The sequence below is a fragment of the Aquabacter sp. L1I39 genome (genome assembly GCF_017742835.1).
Taxonomy (GTDB): domain Bacteria; phylum Pseudomonadota; class Alphaproteobacteria; order Rhizobiales; family Xanthobacteraceae; genus L1I39.
The window spans coordinates 2677707-2696139 of the sequence record NZ_CP072392.1 but is presented as its reverse complement, the minus strand read 5'-3'; the positions used below and the strand labels follow the sequence as shown (position 1 = coordinate 2696139).

The following is an 18433-nucleotide window of genomic DNA, read 5'->3' as shown; positions in this document are numbered from 1 at the left end:
GAAGGGTGGACGCCTCCTATTTTTCCAGGGAGCCCGAGAGATGAAGCTCGTTCGCTTCGGCGCAGCCGGCCAGGAAAAGCCTGGTCTAATCGATTCAACCGGCAAGATCCGGGACCTGTCCGGCGTGGTGCCCGACATTGCCGGCGACGTGCTGACCCCTGAGGGCCTTGCCCGCATCCAGGCAGTGGACCCCTCCAGCCTTCCGCTGGCGCCCGAGGGCGTGCGCCTGGGCTCCTGCGTTGCCCGGCCGGGCAATTTCGTCGCGGTGGGCCTCAACTATGCCGACCATGCGGCCGAGACCAACAATCCCATTCCCGCCGAGCCGGTGCTGTTCAACAAGGCGCCCAATTGCGTGGTGGGCCCCAATGACGACGTGATGATTCCCAGGGGCTCCACCAAGCTCGATTGGGAAGTGGAACTGCTCATCGTCATCGGCGCCCGCGCCCGCTACGTGGAAGAGGCAGACGCCCTCAAGCACGTGGCCGGCTACGCCATCTGCAACGACATTTCCGAACGGGCCTTCCAGATCGAGCGCGGCGGCCAGTGGGCCAAGGGCAAGTGCGCGGAGACCTTCGGCCCCATCGGCCCCTTCCTCCTCACCGCCGACGAGATGCCCGATACGTCCGCGCTCTCCATGTGGCTCGAGGTGAATGGCGAGAAGGTCCAGAACGGCTCCACCAAGACCATGATCTTCTCGGTGCCGTTCATGGTGTCCTATATCAGCCAGTTCATGGTGCTCGATCCCGGCGACATCATCACCACCGGCACTCCGCCCGGCGTCGGCCTCGGCTTCAAGCCCCCGCGCTTCCTGAAGGCGGGCGACGTCATGCGCCTCGGCATTGAGGGGCTCGGCGTTCAGGAGCAGAAGGTGGTGCCCTTCAAGCTGTGACAAGGCCCCGCGCCTCCCGCCGGCGGGAGGCGCGGTCATCGCCCTGGTGCGTGCGTCACGGAGCGGGGCTTGCGGGCGCGGGACAGTCGTCGCAGGTTACCTCTCCTTTCACGACGCGACACCAGCGCCAGAGCCGGACGGAATGAACAATAACGCCCCCCAGCCTTCCGCCGCCCAGCGCCTCCTCGCCCTTCTGCCCCACTCACCGCAATTCCCGGCGATCCGGCGGCGGCCGGTTGAGCTTGTCTATGGGCGGGACGACACGGTTCCGCTGGGCGACTGGATCCCGCTTTCGCTGCAACATGCGGTGCTGGCGCTCACCTTCCTGATCTATCCGCTCCTGGCCGCCGACGCCGCCGACCTGCCGCTGGCGGCGCGGCAACCCCTTTTGACTTCCAGCGTCATCGCCATCGGGCTGGCGACCATGCTCCAGTGCAGCCGCTCGCGCTTCGGCTCTGGCTACCTGCTGGTTTCGGTCCCCGCCCCCAATGCCATTCCCATGGCGTCCCAGGCACTTGCCATGGGCGGCGTGGGCCTGCTGGCGCTCTGCACCCTCATTCTCGGCCTTTCCCAGGTGGCGCTGTCCCGCATCATCCGGCGGCTGCGTGTGCTGCTGCCGACCGAGGTATGCGGGATCACCATGGCCATGCTGGGCATTTCCCTGGCCGGCTCGGGCCTGCAGCGGGCCTTTGGCGGCTATCACGCCGCCTTCACCATCGACCCCTTGCCCCTGCTGGTGACACTCACGACGCTGTCCATCATCGTCGCCATCACGGTCTTCGCGCCGCGGCACGTGAAGATCTACGCCATTGTGGCCGGAGGCACCTGCGGTTGGATTCTGGCGCGCTGGATCGGAGTGGACAGCCGCGACATCGGCGCGCTGATCGCCCCCGTCAGTCTGGTGGGCCTGCCCTCCCCGCCCTCTCTGTCCTTCGCGCTGGAACCGAACCTGGCGCCCCTGTTGATGCTCGTGGTGATCACCAGCCTCCTGGACATTCTCAGCGCCACCATTTCGCTGGAAAAGCTGGAGGACGCCGATTGGCGGCGAGCAGACATGCTGGCGGCCGAGCGGGCGGTGGCCGGCATCGGGCTCGCCAATATCGCGGCGAGCATGCTGGCGGCGACACCCTGCGGCGTCTCCCGCACCGCCGTGGGCTTTGCCGCCTCCACGGGCGCCACCGCGCGGGTCATCGGCTTCGCGGCGGGCGCGCTGATTTTCGCCACCGCCTTTTTCCCCAAGGCCGTGGCCTTCCTGACCCTCATTCCCGGCCCCGTCACCGGTGCCCTCCTGCTTTACACCGCCTGCTTCATGATCGTGAACGGCATGGCGCTCATCCTGACGCGGCGCCTCAATGAACGACGCATCTTCATGGTCGGCCTGTCGGTGGTGGCGGGCGTCGGCGCGGCGATCTTTCCGCTCGCCGAGCAGGTGCCCCCCTGGGCGGCGCCGGTCCTGGCCACCCCCATCGCGCTTGGCACCAGCGTCGCGCTGGTTCTCAACCTGATCTTCCGCATCGGCATCGCGCGGGATGCGAAGGTGGATCTAGGGGAGGACGAGAACATCTACCAGGCGGTGCGGCGCTTCCTGGAGCTTCAAGGCAATGCCTGGGGGACGCGCACCGCCATGGTGGAGGCAGCCATTCCTGCCGTGGCACAAGCGGCCGAGTTTGCGCGGGACCAGCAGCCGGCCGGACCGATCACCCTCACCGCCCGCTATGACGAAGCGCGGCTGAGCGTCACCTTGCTCTATGAAGGCGCCGCGCTCGCCGCGCCCAGCCGTCAGCCCAATCCGGAGGCCCTGCTGGGTGATGCGGAGGAGGCCAATATGTTCACGGCCTTCCTGCTGACCCGTCTTTGCGATCGCGTCCAGTATGGACGCAGGGCCGATCGCGCCTTCATCGATCTCAGCTTCGACGACTGAGGCGAACGGCCCCCGCGCTCACTGCAGCGTGGTGGAGGCGAGCCACCCCTTCACGGCGCTCAGCGCCTCGCCCCGATTGCCGGTGCGATGCTGGGCCTCCTGGAACACGGCGATCTGCATGTCGGCGCTGGTGCCGGCGGTGACGATGGTGCGCAGGTGGAGCAGCGAATCCAGGCATCCCAGCGCATCGGCATCGTCAGCCACCAGGGAGATGAGGCGCTCCACCGCATCGGTCACAGGCACGGCACGGCGCTCCGCGACATCCACGAACGAGCCATGGATGCCGTAGCGCTGGGCGCGCCACTTGTTCTCGTTGGCGATGGCGCGGTCCACCGTACCGATCTGGGCATTGTGGTCGGGATTGCGCACCAGATGCCGGACCAGCGCGCGGTAAAGCGCGGCGATGGCGACCGTATCCTCCACGCGCGTGCAACTGTCGGGGGCCCGCAATTCCAGCGTTGGATGCTTGGAGGACGGCCGGATGGCCCACCACACATAGCTGGAATCTGAAATGGCGCGCGCCGATACCATGGCCTCCACATAGGCCTCATATTCGCGGTTGTCCTCGAACAGTTCGGGCAGCCCGGTGCGGGGCAGTTCGTCATAGGCGGCGAGGCGATAGCCCATGAGGCCCGTCTGACGGGAGCCCCAGAAGGGCGAAGAGGTGGCCAGCGCGATGAAATGGGGAATGTAGGGCAAGGTCCGCCGCATGACATTCACCCGCTGGTCCGGGTCGGGCATCTCCACATGGACGTGCAGGCCGCAGACCATGTTGCGCTCGCCGAGCATCTGCAGATCATGCATCAGCCCGTCATAGCGATTGGCCTGGGTGTGGCGGATGCCATCCCAGGTGGCGGTGGGGTGGGTGCCGGCAGCCATGAGGGCAACGCCATGCTCGCGCGCCACATCCGAGGCGCGGGCCCGCAGTCCGCGCAGTTCGTCGAATGCACTGCCGGGGCGCACCGCCGGGCTGGAGGCGATCTCCAACTGCGACTGGAGCAGTTCCACCGTCACCGCCTCGCCGATGGTCTCCTTCAGGTGATCGAAGAACCGCGCGGGCATCCGCCGCTGCACGGCGTTCGATTCTGCATCGACGACGAAGAACTCCTCCTCGATGCCGAAGCGATAATCCTGTGTCATTGGGCCTCCTGCGGACCACACCTCAAATCGACGCATCAACGCCCCAGGCGCCGCCGGGTTGCGCGCAGGATGAGATAAATTTCGGCGAGATTTGGGTGGCGCAGCGACAGCTGCCGAACAGTGATTCGCGCTGCAGTGCAGCGAAACCTTGCAAATAAAGGAAAGTGACAGCAGTCTTGAATATTTAAAATCGAAAGGATAGGCGTCCGCCTGAGTTCCCCTCAGCCACTCCGCCGGAATTATGACAATGGAAGAAAGATAAAAACGGTGCCGGCTCGGGAAAAGTACGGCACAGGAATGCCTCTGCGTCAGCGACCCTGCAACGGAGCGGGCATGAAAACCCACCCCCTCTACATGGGCCTGCCCCGCAGATCGCCACGGCAGGCCTGAACGAGGGCAAGCGCCGCCACTGCCGCCGTATCGGCCCGCAACACCCGCGGCCCGAGGGACAGCACGATGGCTGCCGGCCTGGCGCGGAGCATGGCGCGTTCCTCCGGCGAGAAGCCGCCCTCCGGCCCCACCAGGACGCTCACCGGTCCCGCAGGCCCGTTCTTCAGCGCACTCACCGGGTCTTCCACTGGCGCATCCTCGTCGCAGAACACCAGCACCCGTTCGCCCAGCCCCGCCACGAAACGGTCGAGCGGCAGGGGCTCGTCCACATGGGGCAAGGAGAGGATGCCGCATTGCTCGGCCGCCTCCACCCCATTGGCATGCATGCGCTCCACATTCACGCGGCTGACCTGCGTGAAGCGGGTCACCACCGGGGTGAGACGGGACACCCCCATCTCCACCGCCTTCTGGACCATGTAATCGAGGCGGGCATGCTTGAGCGGCGCGAAGGCGTAGTGAAGATCGCCGCCGTGCGGCTGCGGGCGCATGAGCTTCTCGCAGGTGACGCGCACCTCACGCTTGTGCCCTTCGCTGCGATGGGCCAGCCATTCGCCATCGCGGCCGTTGAACACCAGCAAGGCGTCGCCGATGCCGAGGCGGATGACGTTCGAGACATAGTGTCCCTGCTCGCTCGCCAAGGTGAACTCGGCCCCTTCGGAGAGTCCATCGGGCACGAACAGCCGCTGGAGCCGTGAATCGAACTTCGCCATCTGCACCCCCGGCCGTGTTGCCCGCGAAGGGACACCACGGACGGGCAGGCGTGGCAAGCCCCCGCGCGGAATGCGGGCCGCCCCCTACTTCTTCGCGCCCGAGGCGTCGAACTGCTTGAGATAGGCGATGAGGTTTTCCCGCTCGGCGGCAGGCTTAATGCCGGCGAAGGGCATGCGGCCCTGCGGGGCCACCGCCTTGGGATTGGCGATATAGGCGTCGAGCGTCGCCTCGTCCCACACTTTGCCGGCCTTGGCGCCGGCCTTCAGGTCGTCGGAATAATTGAAATCGGGATCATGGGCCCAGCTGGCCCCTACGATGCCGTTCAGAGGCGGCCCCACCCTGACCTTGGCGTCCGGACCGACCATGTGGCACGGCGCGCACTTCTTGAAGGCTTGCTCGCCCTTGGCGATGTCCGGTTCGGCATGGGCCGTGGCGCCAAGGGCCAAGAGAAGAGGGATGCTCAGGATGGAGCGACGCATGGAAGCCTCCGCAATGTCTGCCCCCACATAAACCGGTCTGGAGCAATTCCAAGACAGCGACAGGCGGGCTTTCGGTCGCAGCGAATGATCGTCGCCCCCACCGCAGAGGAAGGTGAAAGGCCCGGCGAGAGCGGTGGATGAGGACATCGGAACACGCGCCCGGAACACGACGCGCCTTGGAGTGTGGCGTCGCCTGCTCTAGACTGGGAATGCAAAAATTTTTCCTGTGAGGATAATTCATTGATGCTGGCGGGGGTCATCAAGCTGGGGGGAAGCCTTGCGCGAGGCGGCGCCATGGCTCACCTCGCCCGGCTTGTGGCGGATCGACCCGGCTGGCTGATCGTCGCGGGGGGCGGCACCTTTGCCGACGCGGTGCGGGACGCGCAGGCCCCCCTCGGCCTCTCCGACCGCGCCTGCCACCGCATGGCGCTCCTCGCCATGGAGCAGACCGCTTATGCCCTTCAAGACCTGGCGCCGGCGCTCCGTGCGGTGACGGCCTTGGACAATTTGTCCAGCCTCGCGAGGGGGAGCGCGGTGTGGTTCCCATCGCGCGACCTCATGGGCCATCCCCACATCCCGGAGAGCTGGGACGTGACATCCGACAGCCTCGCCTGCTGGCTTGCCACCGTGCTGAAGGCCCCTCGCCTTGTTCTGGTGAAGGCGGCCGGCGCCCTGTCCGCAGCCGCGCATCGCACCAGCGAGGCCGATGTCCGCGCCTGGGCGAAGGCCGGCCTGGTGGATGCCGCCTGCCCCCGCTTCGCCGCCGCCTTTGACGGCCCCCTCTCCCTCGTGCCGGCGGATGATGGGGCAGCCCTTGCCCACCTCTTGCCGGCCGCCGCAAAAACGAGCGCAGCATGAGCGACGGCACCTATCCCCGCTGGGCCTGGGCCCTGTCCGGCTCCGGGCATTTCTTTACCGAGAGCCTGGAGCTGATCCACGAGCTGGGCGATGTGGACCTGTTCGTCTCCGCCGCCGCCGAGGAAGTGCTGCGCATGTACCGGCAGGACAAGAAGCCCCTGCCGCCCACCACCAAGGTCTATCGTGACACCTCGGCCAGTTCCGCGCCTGTGGGGCTGTTCTATGAGGGCAAGTATCACACGCTGGTGGTGGCCCCCGCCTCCTCCAACACGGTGGCGAAATGCGTCTATGGCATTTCCGATACGCTGGTGACCAATTGCTTCGCCCAGGCGGGCAAGTGCCGTGTGCCGTGCATCGTGTTCGCCTGCGACACCGCGCCGGAACTCATCACCATGGCGCCCAGCGGCCCGGTGCCGGTCTATCCCCGCCGCATCGACCTGGAGAACACCGCCCGACTGAAGAATTTCGAGGCCACCCTCGTCGCCGAAAGCCTCGCCGATCTGACGGCGGCCATCGCCGCGCGGCAGGCGCAGCTTGCCGCCGCGCCCCTGCCGGCCCGCTGATCGTCCATGGCCGAGCGCGTCGTCCTCATCACCGGGTCGCTGGCTGAGCCGCGCGTGCGCCAGATCGCGCAGGCGCTGGCGGACGCGCAGGTGGAGCCGGTGGTGGTGAATATCGGCGTGAAGGTCGCCGCCCTCATGACCGCCGAGATCGTGGAGCGCCGCCTCACCGTGCCGGAGGGGGCCGCCCGCGTGGTCATGCCCGGCCGCTTCCGGGGCGACCTGGAGCGTCTCGCCGCCCGCTTCGGCCTGCCCTTCGAGCGCGGGCCGGACGAGGCCGCCGACCTCCCAGACTATTTCGGCCGCGCCCGGCGCGCCACCGACCTCTCACGGCATGACGTGACCATCTTCGCCGAGATCGTGGACGCCACCCGCCTCTCCGTGGACGCCATCCTCGCCCGCGCGCAGGCGCTGGCGGCGGACGGCGCGGATGTGATCGACCTCGGCGCCCTCCCCGACGCGCCCTTTCCGCACCTGGAAGAAGCCATCACGGTCCTGAAAGGCGAAGGCCTGAAGGTGAGCGTCGATTCCTTCGATCCTGCCGAACTGGCCCGCGCCACCCACGCGGGGGCGGACTATCTGCTCAGCCTCAACGAGAACACCCTCGCCATCGCCGAAGAAGGAGCGGCCATTCCGGTGCTGGTGCCGGCACGGCCGGGAGACCTTCAGTCCCTCATCCGCGCCATCGACGCCTGCGAGGCGAAGGGCCAAGCCTATCTGGCCGACCCCATTCTCGACCCCATCCATTTCGGCTTCACCGCCTCGCTGGTGCGCTATGCGGAATTGCGTCGGCAGAAGCCCGATTGCCCTATCCTCATGGGCATCGGCAACGTGACCGAACTGACGGATGCCGACACCACCGGCATCAATGCAATCCTCATGGGGATCATCTCGGAATTGCGCATCGGGGCTGTGCTGGCGGTGCAGGTGAGCCCCCATTGCCGCACGGCGGTGCGCGAATTCGACCGGGCGCGACGGGAGTTCTTCGCCGCACGCGAGGCGAACGCCCTGCCCCAGGGCTTCGGCGGCGGGCTCATGGCGCTCCGGGACCGCAAGCCCATCGCCACCAGCGGGGCGGAGCTGGAGCAGCTCGCCGGCGCGGTGAAGGACCGCAATTATCGCATCGCCGTTTCCGAGCAGGGCATCCACGTCTTCAACCGCGACGGCCACCACGTGGGTCAGGAGCCCTTCGCCCTCTATCCGCATCTGGATGTTAAAGACGATCCGGCGCACGCCTTCTATCTGGGGGTGGAGACGGCGCGGGCGGAGATCGCGCTCCTTTTGGGCAAGCGCTATGCCCAGGACGAGCCCTTGAAATGGGGCGTGGCGGGGGAGACGGCGGCGAGCGCGGAAGAAGCCCACCGGCTCACCTTCAAGGCCGCCGGGTCCACGCTAACCAAAAAAGGCGGCGTGCCAGAGGGGGAGGACGACACATGATCCGCGAGGCCATCGTCACCACCCTGTCGCCGGAAGGCGTGCCCCACATCGCGCCCATGGGCCCGCACGTGGTGGAGGATGGCTATGTCATCCAGCCCTTCCGCCCCTCCCGTACCCTGGACAATCTGCTGGCGCGGGGGTGCGGCGTCATCAATCTCACGGACGATGCGCGGGTCTTCGCCGGCTGCGTTACCGGCCGCAAGCGCGACTGGCCGGTGGTGGTGGCGGATGCGGTGCCCGGCGTGCGCCTGATCGCGACCCTCGCCCATGAGGAATTCGAGGTGGTGGCGGTGGAGGATGACCTCGTGCGTCCGCGCCTGCGCTGCCGCGTCATTCACAAGGCGAGCCATGCGCCCTTTCCCGGCCTCAACCGGGCAGTGGCGGCGGTGGTGGAAGGGGCGGTGCTGGTGTCCCGCCTCGGCCTGATCGACCTCAACCGCATCGAGACGGAAATGGCGCATCTGGCGGTGGCCGTGGACAAGACCGCCGGCCCGGCCGAGCGGGAAGCGTGGGGTTGGTTGATGGAGACGGTGGCCGAATTCCGGGAGCGCAGCCTCGCATGATCTCGCTCCACGACCCTGCCGGCCGGCCGGGCCTCCTCGCCAGCGTGGCCAGCCTTGCCGAGCTGAACCGCGCTTACGCGGTGGGCGCGGATATCCTCGACCTGAAAGACCCTTCCGCCGGTGCCCTCGGCGCCTGGGCGCCACAGGCGCTGACGGAAGCGGTGAAGCGCTGGCGCATGTGGCCCCATCCGCGCCCGCTGCTCAGCGCAACCATCGGCGACCATCCCTTGGACCCCGCCATCCTGTGCGCGGCCACCGCGCGGACGGCGGCAACCGGCGTGCCGCTGGTGAAGATCGGCTTCTCGCGCACCGGGGAAGATGCCGCCGCCCTTCCCGCCTGCCTTGACGCCCTGGCGCCCCTGGCGCGGGAGACCCGTCTCATCGCCGTCTTGTTCGCGGATGAGGGGCCGGCCACCGATCTGGTGCCGCTGGTGGCGGGCGCTGGCTTTCATGGGGTGATGCTCGACACGGCCCGCAAGGACGGGAGGCGCCTCACCGACCATCTCAATGTGTCGGCGCTGACCACCTTCGTCGCGGCCGCCCGGCTGCATGGCCTGCTCACCGGCCTTGCGGGCTCCTTGCGGCTGACGGACATTCCTGTACTTGCGCCGCTGCGGCCGGATTATCTGGGCTTTCGCGGCGCCCTGTGCACAGGCAGCCGGACGGGGGCGCTTGATCCCGCCGCTCTGGCGGCGGTGCGGCGGGATGTGGCCGAGGTGGCGCGCTCACGAGAGAATGCGTGAGAGGGCGATTCACCGATCAGATTGATTCACTCTGGTCGGATCGCGCTCTGGCGCCCGCCTCAGTCCTACGCCCGCAGCACAAGCGCGGCGGCGTCCATCTCGGTCTTGCGGGCGGCGCGGCGGGCGGCGGCTTCCGCGTCCTCGCCCCAGAGTTCGCGGTTCCAGTCCTCGTCCACATGGGCGGCGGTCCAGGCAGCGTCTGGATCGAGCCACCCCTGCAGCACCGCGAGGGAGAGAAGCGCAGAGCCGGTGAGGCCGGTCATGGAGACGAGCGCGGCCAGCTTCAGCGGATCGCGCGGCACCAGGGCGGCCACGCGGGCGATGGCCTCTTCCGGCTGCGCCACGTGGCGGATGCCGGCAGAGAGGAAGAAGCGCGCGCCCACCTCGGTGCGAAAGCGTTCCAGCACCGGGTCCCAGGCCAGCCCCTGGCGTTCCACCAGGCGATCAGGCTCCTCGGCGCGGTAGCACAGGAGGTCCGTGCCGGCATAGGAGACCACCTCGGCGGCCGTCGCTTCCGCATTGGCTGCCACTCCGTCCAGCCCCACATTGACGAGGCGGGTGACGGGCATGGTGGAGGGATCGATGTCATTGCCCTGCGCCTCCCACTCCGCCGCCATGGCCTCGGCCAGCGCGCGGGAAGGAACCTTCAGGAGCGCCTTGGCGGGGGTGCGCACGGGACGGCCGTCCAGGCGGATGGTGAAATCGCCCTCCGGCTCCTCGCCCACCGACACGTCCTTATAGAAGCGCTTGGGCAAGGGCTTGCGCTGGGCTTCCTGCGCGGCGCGCATGGGATCGGGCCCGTTCTCCAGGTCGTTCAAGAGATCGCGCATGGCGTGCCTTCTCCTGTGAAAGGGCCGACCTCAGCCCGCAGCCTGAAGGGCCGGGCGGACCAGTTGGTTGATGGCGGCCGGAACGTCGGCGAAATCGTGCACCAGCAGGTCGGCGCCCGCCGCCAGCAGATCCCCTTGCGGATGATAGCCCCAGGAGACGGCGAGCGCGAAGGCGCCGGCGGCCTTGGCCATCTCCATGTCATAGGTGGTGTCGCCCACCACAACGGTGCGATGGGCCGGCAATCCGGTCTCGGCCATGGCCTGGAGCACCATGCCGGGATGGGGCTTGGAAGGCGCGTCGTCGGCGGTCTGGATGGTGGTGAACCAACCCTCCATGGAATGAGCCGCCAGCACCCGCGCCACGCCGCGCCGCGCCTTGCCCGTGACCATGCCCATGAGCACGTCCGGCTCTGCGCGCAAGGCGGCGAGCGTGTCGCGAGCGAGGGGAAACATGGGCTCGGGCGGCTCGGCATCGCGCAGGCGCATGAAGGCGTTGCGATAGGCCTCCACCATCACCGACACCGGATAATCCGCGCGCCCCCGCGAGAGCACGGTGAAGGCCTCCGGCAGGGAGAGGCCGACAATGGAGAGGATGTCCTCGCGCGGCGGTGCGATGAGCCCCTCGGCGGCGTGGGCGTCGCGCATGGCGGCGACAATCATGTGCTGGCTGTCCACCAGCGTGCCGTCGCAATCGAACAGCACCAGCCGCAAGGTCTCATCGGGGGTGGGAAGGGAGGACAGGGCCGTCATTTCTGGGTCAGCTTCTCGGTCTCGATGTCATAGGACCAACTGGCGCCGCTGGTGTCCGTGAACAGAATGGTGGTGAAGCCGCGCGTCCGGCACTGGCGCGGGAACGGGCCCCCCACGATCAGCTCCACCGCCGTCTTGGCCGGAAAACTGAACTTGATGGCGATGGTGGTCTGGTTCGGCCCGCTGGTGGTGACCGCCAGATCGAGGCCGTTCTGGACGAAATTGTCCTGCGTGGTCTTGGCGAAGGCGCGCCGCGTCGCCTCGTCGCCGGCGGGAATGGGGGACGCCTGCACCGGCGGGGGCGCCGGGGCGGGCGCGGGCGCCGGCTCGGGACTTGCCGGGGGAGGCGCGGCGGGTGGTGCTTCCACGGGCGCGGGAGCCGGCGGCGCGGGCGGGGCGGCGGCGGTCTCCACGGGCTTTTGCGCCGGAGACGGTCCCAGCAGCACCCAGACGCCCGCGCCGGCGGCAATGGCCACCACCACGCCGATGACGCCGACCAGCACGGGCAAGAGCCGCGAGGGGCGATGGATATGGGTGCCGCACTCCGGGCATTCCGTCGCCTTGGGATGGACCTCCGCTCCACAGCCGGGGCACAGCTCGGGCTGACGGCTCATGCACTCACTCCTCGATCTCACACCCGCACCACAGGCGCCCGCCCCAAGCGCCCGACGCACAACGGTCAGCAGCCCCTCTCAGATGGGAGCCCGCCGGCCGGCAGACAATGACACGCCAGGCTGGTCTCCAAGCCCCTTGTCCGTTCGCTAGGCGGGCGCGAGGCCGAGGCTTCAGCGCCAAAGCCTGGAGCGCTGTCCGCCCTAGCTACTCCACTTCGCCCCGCGATAGAACGCCGGCCGGCGCAGACCCGCCGTCCGTTGCGGCATGGCCGCCCGCTCAGGCTTCGGGCGCCTCGAGAATCGGATCGTACTGGCTCGCATCGAAGCCCAGCACCGCGAAGGTCTGCGCCATATGGGGCGGAAGCGGGGCGGAGACATCAATCATGCCGGTGCCGCGCGGATGGGGGATGACCAGCCGGCGGGCGAGGAGATGCAGGCGGTTTTGCAGGCCGCCCGGCAATTCCCAATTCTCGATGTCGAAATATTTAGGATCGCCCACGATGGGGTGGCCGATATGGGCCATGTGAGCGCGCAACTGATGGGTGCGCCCCGTCACCGGCTTCAGCGACACCCAGGAGAGCTTTTGCGCCGCCTGGTCCACCACGGCATAATAAGTGATGGCGTGGCTCGCATCGTCTTCGCCATGGCGGGCGACGCGCATGCGCTCCTCGCTCTCCTCGCGGGCGAGATAGGTGGAGATGCGGCCCTGGCGGGGCTTGGGTACGCCGGGCACCACGGCCCAATAGACCTTGCGGGCCTCGCGCGAGCGGAAGCTCTTGGCGAGCACGGACGCCGCGAGGCGGGATTTGGCCACCAGCAGGCAACCGGACGTGTCCTTGTCGATGCGGTGGACGAGACGCGGACGCTGCCCATCCTTGTCGCGCAGCACCTCCAGCATGCCGTCAATGTGCCGGTATGTGCCCGAGCCGCCCTGCACCGCAAGGCCGAAGGGCTTGTTCAGCACCATCACATCCTTGTCCTCGAACAGGGTGATGGAGCGCAGGAATTCGCGGTCATCCGCTTCCTTGCGGGCGCTGGGCGCCTTGGGTGCGGCCGTAGAAGCGGCCTTCGGCGCGGCCCTGGACGCGACCGTAGGGCCGACCATGCCGCTAAAAGAGGGCGCGCCCTCGGCCTCGGCCTCATCGCCCGCGCCCGCACTGAGCGGCGGCACGCGCACGGCCTGGCCGGGCTCCAGCCGGGTGGAGGTCTTCACCCGCCCGCCATCCACGCGCACCTGGCCGGTGCGCACCAGCTTTTGCAGGTGCCCGAAGGAAAGGTCCGGAAAATGCTGTTTGAACCAGCGGTCGAGGCGCATGTCCGCCTCATCCGCCGTCACTGTCTTGATCTCGACCGCCATCGGTCACAAACCCCGTCAAACGGTCGCCAATGGCGCACATCTAGCGCCCCGGCGCCCTCCTGTCACGCAATGGCGCGCATCAGGAACAGGCCGGCGAAGATGGCGGTGAGGGTCAGCACCAGCGAGCCTCCCGCATAGAGCACCGCATGGCCCAGGTCGCCCCGCTCCACCAGGACGGCGAATTCCAGCGAGAAGGTGGAAAAGGTGGTGTAGCCGCCGAGCATTCCCGTGGTCAGCAGGAGTCGGAGGCCCTGCGGCCAGCCCTCGCCAAAACGACTGGCGAACCAGCCGGTCGCCACGCCCATGAGAAAGCAGCCGGTGACGTTGACAATCATGGTGGTGAAGGGAAAGCCGCCCATGCCGAACAGGCGCACCCCTAAAAGGTTCATCAGGTGGCGCAGCACGCCGCCCATGCCCGCGCCCAGAAACACAATCACCGCCGCCTGCATCAAAGCCCCCGCTTGTGATCTGACCCAGTTGAGCGCCGCGCCGATGCCTGCGCAAGCGCGCCTCGCGCCAGCGCCCTCGTCTTTTTGCACTGCACCATGAGACAATCAAGGGCCGGATGCCCTTGCCTCAGCGGCCGCCCCGCTCTGCCCGGAGCTTCGCCCAATAGTCCAGGCGCTTGCGCAAATCGCGCTCGAAGCCCCGCTCCACGGGCTTGAAGAAGGTCTGCCGGCCCAGCTTCTCCGGGAAATAATCCTGGCCGGAAAAGGCGTCCGGCTCGTCATGGTCGTAGCGATAGCCGGTGCCGTAGCCTTCCTGCTTCATGAGTCGGGTCGGGGCGTTCAGGATATGCTTGGGCGGCACCAGCGAGCCGCCCTCCTTGGCCACCTTCAGCGCCTGCTTCCAGGCGGTATAGACCGCATTGGATTTCGGCGCGGTAGCTAGATAGACGGCGGCCTGGGCCAGCGCCAATTCGCCCTCCGGCGAGCCGAGAAAATCATAGGCATCCTTGGCCGCATTGGCGACGGGAAGCGCCTGCGGGTCCGCCAAGCCGATATCCTCCACCGCCATGCGCACCAGCCGGCGGGCGAGGAAGAGCGGATCCTCCCCCGCATCGATCATGCGGGCGAGATAATAGAGCGCCGCATCCGGGTCCGAGCCCCGCACGGACTTATGGAGCGCGGAGATGAGATTGTAGTGCCCATCCTCGCTCTTGTCGTAGATGGGCGCGCGCCGCTGGACGATGTCCTGCAGTTCGGCGGCGGTGAAGACTTCGCCGGGCCGGGCGGCGCGCCAGACTTCCTCCGCCAGTGTCAGACTCGCGCGGCCATCCCCATCCGCCATGCGGATGAGCACGCCGCGGGCCTCCTCATCCAGCGGCAGAGGGCGGCCCTCCACCTCCTCCGCCCGCGCCAGAAGCCGCCCCACGGCGGCCTCATCCAGGGAGCGAAACGTCAGCACCCGCGCGCGGGAGAGCAACGCCGCATTCAGCTCGAAGGACGGGTTCTCGGTGGTGGCGCCGACGAGAACGACGGTGCCGTCCTCCATGACGGGCAAAAACCCGTCCTGCTGGGCGCGGTTGAAGCGGTGGATCTCGTCCACGAACAGCAAGGTGCCCTGGCCATGGACATGGCGATGGCGCGCCTGCTCGAACAGCTTTTTCAGGTCCGCGACGCCGGAAAAGATGGCCGAGATCTGCTCGAAATGCAGCCGGCTCTGCCGCGCCACCAGCCGCGCCACCGTGGTCTTGCCGGTGCCCGGCGGCCCCCACAGGATGAGCGAGCCGAGCGAGCCGGACGCCAGCATGCGGGAAATGGCGCCGTCGGGACCGAGCAGATGGTCCTGCCCCACCACCTCGTCCAGCTTCTGAGGACGCAGGCGATCCGCGAGGGGGCGGGGAGCCCCCTCCTCCAGACCTGCGGCCTCGAACAGATTGGACATGGCGCGCCCCGCCTCAGCCCGGAAGCATGGCGGTGATGGTCCGGCCGCCCCGGCTCACCGTCACGCGCCAGCCGCGCTGGGGTGTCTTGGTGGCTTGCTCGAGATCCTTGGTGCGGTTGATACGGGTTCCGTTGACTTCGATGATCACATCGCCCGGCCGGAAGCCGGCGGCATCGGCGGGCGAGTTTTCCGTCACCTCGGCCACCACCACGCCTTCGCCGTCAGCGATGCGCAATTCCTCAGCGACCGCCGGGGAAACATTCACCACCTTGGCCCCGGCAAAGGGCGTGCGGCCCCGCAGCACCAGTTCCTCCCGCGCCACCGTCTCAGGCGCCGGCTCCACGGCAACGGCAAGTTCGCTTTCCTTGCCCTGTCGGTTGATGCGGAAGAGCGACTTGCTCCCCATGGGCCGGGTGGCAAAACGATAGTTCAGGCTTTGCGGGTCATCCACCGCCTGCCCGTCCACGGTGAGGATCAGGTCGCCCACCTTCACCCCAGCCTTCGCCGCGGGACTGTCGGGAGCCACCGTCTGCACCAGAACCCCGGTCGGACGGGGAAGGCCCAAGCTCTCGGCGATTTCCGGGCTCACCGCTTGGAGGCGCGCGCCGAGCCAGGGACGGCGCACCGCCGTGCCCCCCGCCTTCGCCGATTCCACCACCACCCGCACCATATTTGCGGGAATGGCGAAACCGATGCCGTGGGAGCCGCCGGAGCGCGAATAGATGGCGGTGTTGATGCCCACCACCCGCCCGGCCATGTCCACCAGCGCCCCGCCCGAATTGCCAGGATTGATGGCCGCGTCCGTCTGAATGAAGAACTGGTAGTCGGACACGCCCACCTGGGTGCGCGCCAGCGCCGAGACGATGCCCTGCGTCACGGTCTGCCCGACGCCAAAGGGGTCGCCGATGGCGAGCACCAGGTCGCCCACTTCCAGACTATCGGAATTGCCGAGGTCAATGCTAGGGAAGGTTTCCTTGCCCGCCTTCAGGCGCAGCACGGCAAGATCGGTGCGCTGGTCACTCAGCACCACGTCGGCGTCGAACTCGCGCTTGTCTGCGAGCGCGATGCGGATCTGGTCGGCGCCCTGCACCACGTGATGGTTTGTGACCACAATGCCCGAGGGATCGACGATCACGCCCGAACCGAGCGAGCGCTGCATGCGCTCCGGCCCGCCGAACCCCGGCCCGCCCGGCCCGCCGCCACCGAAGAAGCGGCGGAAGAAGGGATCGTCCATGAACGGGTTGACGCGCTGGACATTCTTCAGCGCGTAGACGTTGACCACGGCCGGCGCCGTGCGCTTCACCACGGGGGCGAAGGACAGCCGGATGGCGTCTTCCGAGGCGGGTACCTGGCGCTGCGCCGGTGCCACCGTCGACTGGGCCAAGGCCGGTCCCGGCACCGCAAGCACAGCGGCCAGCAGCAGGATCGCCGGACGAAGGAAACGCTCACCCATGAGAACCTCGATCGGAATCGGTTTCATCTGATAGCGCAGATTCGCGCGCCACGGACTGCCGCATGCTGCTGCATACGCGCGCCATCGCGCACCGCTGGCCCACGGCGTCTCACGCCCTGCATGTTCCAAGCGGGACACATGGCACTGGAATGCCGCCCGAATGGACCAAAACGAGGGCACAGCCTTCGTTCCCGTTCAAAAAGAAAAAGGCGGCCGAAGCCGCCTTTTCACAAAGGTCTCAAACCGGAGCCGTCTCAGGCCGCAGCAGCCTCAGCCTCGGCTGCGGTGCGGGCGCGGTCAGCGGCGCCCTTGGCTTCCACATCGCGGTCGACGAACTCGATGACCGCCACCGGGGTGGAATCGCCATAGCGGAAGCCCGCCTTGACGATGCGCAGGTAGCCGCCGGGGCGGCCCTTGTAGCGGGGCGCCAGCACGTCGAAGAGCTTCTTCACCACCTCGATGTCGCGCAGTTCGGCAATGGCCTGGCGGCGGGCATGGAGGTCGCCGCGACGGGCGAGGGTGACGAGCTTCTCCACCACAGGGCGAAGGTCCTTCGCCTTGGGCAGAGTGGTGACGATCTGCTCATGGGTGATGAGCGCACCGGCCAAATTGGAGAACATCGCCTTGCGGTGTTCCCAGGTGCGGTTGAACTTGCGATGAACCTTGCCGTGACGCATGACGGCGAACTCCTAAATGCCTCCGGCGTTTCGAGCCGTGATGGGTTGAGCGGCTCGAGCCGCGGGGTGAATGGGTCAGTAATGGTCCTCGAAGCGCTTCGCGAGCTCTTCGATGTTTTCCGGCGGCCAGCCGGGCACTTCCATGCCCAGATGCAGGCCCATGGAGGCCAGCACTTCCTTGATCTCGTTGAGCGACTTGCGGCCGAAATTCGGCGTGCGGAGCATCTCCGTCTCGCTCTTCTGGATCAGGTCGCCGATATAGACGATGTTGTCGTTCTTCAGGCAGTTGGCCGAACGCACCGACAGCTCCAGCTCGTCCACCTTCTTCAGAAGCGCCGGGTTGAAGGGCAGCTCCTGGATGGCCGAGGTCTCGCTCTCGCGCTTGGGCTCCTCGAAATTCACGAAGATTTCGAGCTGGTCCTGAAGGATGCGGGCCGCATAAGCGAGCGCATCTTCCGCCGTGATCGAGCCATCGGTCTCGATCTGCATGGTCAGCTTGTCATAGTCGAGAATCTGGCCCTCGCGGGTGTTCTCGACCTTGTAGGAGACCTTGCGCACCGGCGAATAGAGGCTGTCGATCGGGATGAGGCCGATCGGAGCATCTTCGGGCCGGTTGCGGTCGGCGGGCACATAGCCCTTGCCGGTATTGACGGTGAACTCGATCCGCAGCTCAGCTCCCTCGTCCAGCGTGCACAAGGGCAGGTTGGGGTTGAGGATCTGGATGTCGCCAACGGTCTGGATGTCGCCCGCGGTCAGCACGCCCGGCCCGGTCTTCTTCGCCACGAGGCGCTTGGGACCGTCACCCTGCATGCGGATGGCGACTTCCTTGATGTTGAGGATGAGGTCCGTCACGTCCTCGCGGACGCCGGGGATGGAAGAGAACTCATGCAGCACGCCGTCGATGTGCACCGACGTCACAGCCGCGCCCTGGAGGGACGACAGCAGGATGCGGCGCAGGGCATTGCCCAGCGTCATGCCGAAGCCACGCTCCAGCGGCTCGGCGACGACGGTCGCGAGGCGCTTGGGATCGCTGCCCGCGGAAACCTGCAGCTTCTCGGGCTTGATGAGTTCTTGCCAGTTCTTCTGAATCACTTGCGTCACCTTGCCTTCTCGCCGGGCCGCGGCACTCGACCGAAACTTGATCCATCGAGGCGCCGACCCGTCCCGCTAGACG

19 protein-coding genes are annotated in these 18433 nt (G+C 67.5%); 7 read left to right on the top strand and 12 right to left on the bottom strand.

Translation table 11 applies throughout. The features are described 5' to 3' along the window. Positions 1-40: 40 nt before the first annotated feature. Complete coding sequence (locus J5J86_RS11935; RefSeq protein ID WP_209098162.1) at positions 41-889, top strand: fumarylacetoacetate hydrolase family protein; 849 nt, start codon at positions 41-43, stop codon at positions 887-889. Positions 890-1031: 142 nt separating this feature from the next. Beyond that, positions 1032-2810 (top strand): solute carrier family 23 protein, encoded by a 1779-nt coding sequence (locus J5J86_RS11930; RefSeq protein ID WP_209105143.1) that lies wholly within the window; start codon positions 1032-1034, stop codon positions 2808-2810. An 18-nt stretch (positions 2811-2828) separates the two neighbouring features. Here J5J86_RS11930 and J5J86_RS11925 read toward each other — a convergent pair whose 3' ends face one another. From J5J86_RS11925 to J5J86_RS11915, 3 genes are all read right to left on the bottom strand, one after another. Beyond that, positions 2829-3950: a carboxylate-amine ligase gene (locus tag J5J86_RS11925; RefSeq protein WP_209105142.1), complete on the bottom strand. Its 1122-nt coding sequence runs from the start codon at positions 3948-3950 to the stop codon at positions 2829-2831. A 350-nt stretch (positions 3951-4300) separates the two neighbouring features. Next, positions 4301-5050, bottom strand: coding sequence for a 16S rRNA (uracil(1498)-N(3))-methyltransferase (locus J5J86_RS11920; RefSeq protein WP_209105141.1), 750 nt, complete (start codon positions 5048-5050; stop codon positions 4301-4303). A gap of 84 nt (positions 5051-5134) precedes the next feature. Then, positions 5135-5530 carry a c-type cytochrome gene (locus J5J86_RS11915; RefSeq protein ID WP_209105140.1) on the bottom strand — a complete coding sequence of 132 codons (396 nt, stop codon included), beginning with the start codon at positions 5528-5530 and terminating at the stop codon, positions 5135-5137. A gap of 294 nt (positions 5531-5824) precedes the next feature. Between J5J86_RS11915 and J5J86_RS11910 the strand changes: the two genes are divergently transcribed. The 5 genes from J5J86_RS11910 to J5J86_RS11890 are packed head-to-tail and all read left to right on the top strand — an operon-like array spanning position 5825 to position 9691. After that, positions 5825-6388: a hypothetical protein gene (locus J5J86_RS11910; protein ID WP_209105139.1), complete on the top strand. Its 564-nt coding sequence runs from the start codon at positions 5825-5827 to the stop codon at positions 6386-6388. Next, the gene (locus tag J5J86_RS11905) at positions 6385-6951 is read left to right on the top strand and encodes a flavoprotein (RefSeq protein WP_209105138.1); all 567 of its coding nucleotides are present in this window, start codon (positions 6385-6387) and stop codon (positions 6949-6951) included. The genes J5J86_RS11910 and J5J86_RS11905 overlap by 4 nt, the downstream gene beginning before the upstream one ends. Positions 6952-6957: 6 nt before the next feature. Continuing rightward, positions 6958-8385: a DUF6513 domain-containing protein gene (locus J5J86_RS11900; RefSeq protein ID WP_209105137.1), complete on the top strand. Its 1428-nt coding sequence runs from the start codon at positions 6958-6960 to the stop codon at positions 8383-8385. Beyond that, a complete protein-coding gene (locus J5J86_RS11895; protein WP_209105136.1) occupies positions 8382-8948 on the top strand; it encodes a DUF447 domain-containing protein in 567 nt (188 codons plus the stop codon). The genes J5J86_RS11900 and J5J86_RS11895 overlap by 4 nt, the downstream gene beginning before the upstream one ends. Continuing rightward, the gene (locus J5J86_RS11890) at positions 8945-9691 is read left to right on the top strand and encodes a (5-formylfuran-3-yl)methyl phosphate synthase (RefSeq protein WP_209105135.1); all 747 of its coding nucleotides are present in this window, start codon (positions 8945-8947) and stop codon (positions 9689-9691) included. Before J5J86_RS11895 ends, J5J86_RS11890 begins: the two co-directional genes overlap by 4 nt. 65 nt (positions 9692-9756) lie before the next feature. Here the strand turns inward: J5J86_RS11890 and J5J86_RS11885 are convergent, their stop codons facing one another. From J5J86_RS11885 to J5J86_RS11845, 9 genes are all read right to left on the bottom strand, one after another. Continuing rightward, positions 9757-10521, bottom strand: coding sequence for an ATP12 family chaperone protein (locus J5J86_RS11885; protein WP_209105134.1), 765 nt, complete (start codon positions 10519-10521; stop codon positions 9757-9759). A 30-nt stretch (positions 10522-10551) separates the two neighbouring features. Then, on the bottom strand, positions 10552-11271 hold the full coding sequence (locus J5J86_RS11880; RefSeq protein WP_247658355.1) for an HAD-IA family hydrolase: 720 nt from the start codon (positions 11269-11271) through the stop codon (positions 10552-10554). After that, positions 11268-11885, bottom strand: coding sequence for a zinc ribbon domain-containing protein (locus tag J5J86_RS11875; RefSeq protein ID WP_209105133.1), 618 nt, complete (start codon positions 11883-11885; stop codon positions 11268-11270). Before J5J86_RS11875 ends, J5J86_RS11880 begins: the two co-directional genes overlap by 4 nt. A 277-nt stretch (positions 11886-12162) precedes the next feature. After that, positions 12163-13242: an RluA family pseudouridine synthase gene (locus tag J5J86_RS11870; protein WP_209105132.1), complete on the bottom strand. Its 1080-nt coding sequence runs from the start codon at positions 13240-13242 to the stop codon at positions 12163-12165. A gap of 62 nt (positions 13243-13304) precedes the next feature. Further along, positions 13305-13691, bottom strand: coding sequence for a fluoride efflux transporter CrcB (gene crcB, locus J5J86_RS11865; protein ID WP_209105131.1), 387 nt, complete (start codon positions 13689-13691; stop codon positions 13305-13307). A gap of 127 nt (positions 13692-13818) precedes the next feature. Then, entirely contained in the window at positions 13819-15129 is a 1311-nt protein-coding gene (locus tag J5J86_RS11860; protein WP_209105130.1) for a replication-associated recombination protein A, read from the bottom strand. 13 nt (positions 15130-15142) lie between these two features. After that, complete coding sequence (locus J5J86_RS11855; RefSeq protein WP_209105129.1) at positions 15143-16582, bottom strand: DegQ family serine endoprotease; 1440 nt, start codon at positions 16580-16582, stop codon at positions 15143-15145. A 254-nt stretch (positions 16583-16836) separates the two neighbouring features. Then, on the bottom strand, positions 16837-17259 hold the full coding sequence (gene rplQ / locus J5J86_RS11850) for a 50S ribosomal protein L17 (RefSeq protein ID WP_209105128.1): 423 nt from the start codon (positions 17257-17259) through the stop codon (positions 16837-16839). A gap of 75 nt (positions 17260-17334) precedes the next feature. Continuing rightward, positions 17335-18360, bottom strand: a complete 1026-nt coding sequence (locus J5J86_RS11845) for a DNA-directed RNA polymerase subunit alpha (protein WP_425532424.1) — start codon at positions 18358-18360, stop codon at positions 17335-17337. Between the last annotated feature and the right edge of the window lie 73 nt (positions 18361-18433).

Bases quoted from the DNA above. Each gene is read 5' to 3' on its own strand.
- J5J86_RS11920 (WP_209105141.1), bottom strand. From the start codon at position 5,050: ATGGCGAAGTTCGATTCACGGCTCCAGCGGCTGTTCGTGCCCGATGGA.
- J5J86_RS11890 (WP_209105135.1), top strand. From the start codon at position 8,945: ATGATCTCGCTCCACGACCCTGCCGGCCGGCCGGGCCTCCTCGCCAGC.
- J5J86_RS11870 (WP_209105132.1), bottom strand. From the start codon at position 13,242: ATGGCGGTCGAGATCAAGACAGTGACGGCGGATGAGGCGGACATGCGC.
- J5J86_RS11900 (WP_209105137.1), top strand. From the start codon at position 6,958: ATGGCCGAGCGCGTCGTCCTCATCACCGGGTCGCTGGCTGAGCCGCGC.
- J5J86_RS11875 (WP_209105133.1), bottom strand. From the start codon at position 11,885: ATGAGCCGTCAGCCCGAGCTGTGCCCCGGCTGTGGAGCGGAGGTCCAT.
- J5J86_RS11860 (WP_209105130.1), bottom strand. From the start codon at position 15,129: ATGTCCAATCTGTTCGAGGCCGCAGGTCTGGAGGAGGGGGCTCCCCGC.
- J5J86_RS11885 (WP_209105134.1), bottom strand. From the start codon at position 10,521: ATGCGCGATCTCTTGAACGACCTGGAGAACGGGCCCGATCCCATGCGC.
- J5J86_RS11910 (WP_209105139.1), top strand. From the start codon at position 5,825: ATGGCTCACCTCGCCCGGCTTGTGGCGGATCGACCCGGCTGGCTGATC.
- J5J86_RS11925 (WP_209105142.1), bottom strand. From the start codon at position 3,950: ATGACACAGGATTATCGCTTCGGCATCGAGGAGGAGTTCTTCGTCGTC.
- J5J86_RS11880 (WP_247658355.1), bottom strand. From the start codon at position 11,271: ATGACGGCCCTGTCCTCCCTTCCCACCCCCGATGAGACCTTGCGGCTG.
- J5J86_RS11895 (WP_209105136.1), top strand. From the start codon at position 8,382: ATGATCCGCGAGGCCATCGTCACCACCCTGTCGCCGGAAGGCGTGCCC.
- J5J86_RS11855 (WP_209105129.1), bottom strand. From the start codon at position 16,582: ATGGGTGAGCGTTTCCTTCGTCCGGCGATCCTGCTGCTGGCCGCTGTG.
- J5J86_RS11905 (WP_209105138.1), top strand. From the start codon at position 6,385: ATGAGCGACGGCACCTATCCCCGCTGGGCCTGGGCCCTGTCCGGCTCC.
- crcB (WP_209105131.1), bottom strand. From the start codon at position 13,691: ATGCAGGCGGCGGTGATTGTGTTTCTGGGCGCGGGCATGGGCGGCGTG.
- rplQ (WP_209105128.1), bottom strand. From the start codon at position 17,259: ATGCGTCACGGCAAGGTTCATCGCAAGTTCAACCGCACCTGGGAACAC.
- J5J86_RS11915 (WP_209105140.1), bottom strand. From the start codon at position 5,530: ATGCGTCGCTCCATCCTGAGCATCCCTCTTCTCTTGGCCCTTGGCGCC.
- J5J86_RS11930 (WP_209105143.1), top strand. From the start codon at position 1,032: ATGAACAATAACGCCCCCCAGCCTTCCGCCGCCCAGCGCCTCCTCGCC.
- J5J86_RS11935 (WP_209098162.1), top strand. From the start codon at position 41: ATGAAGCTCGTTCGCTTCGGCGCAGCCGGCCAGGAAAAGCCTGGTCTA.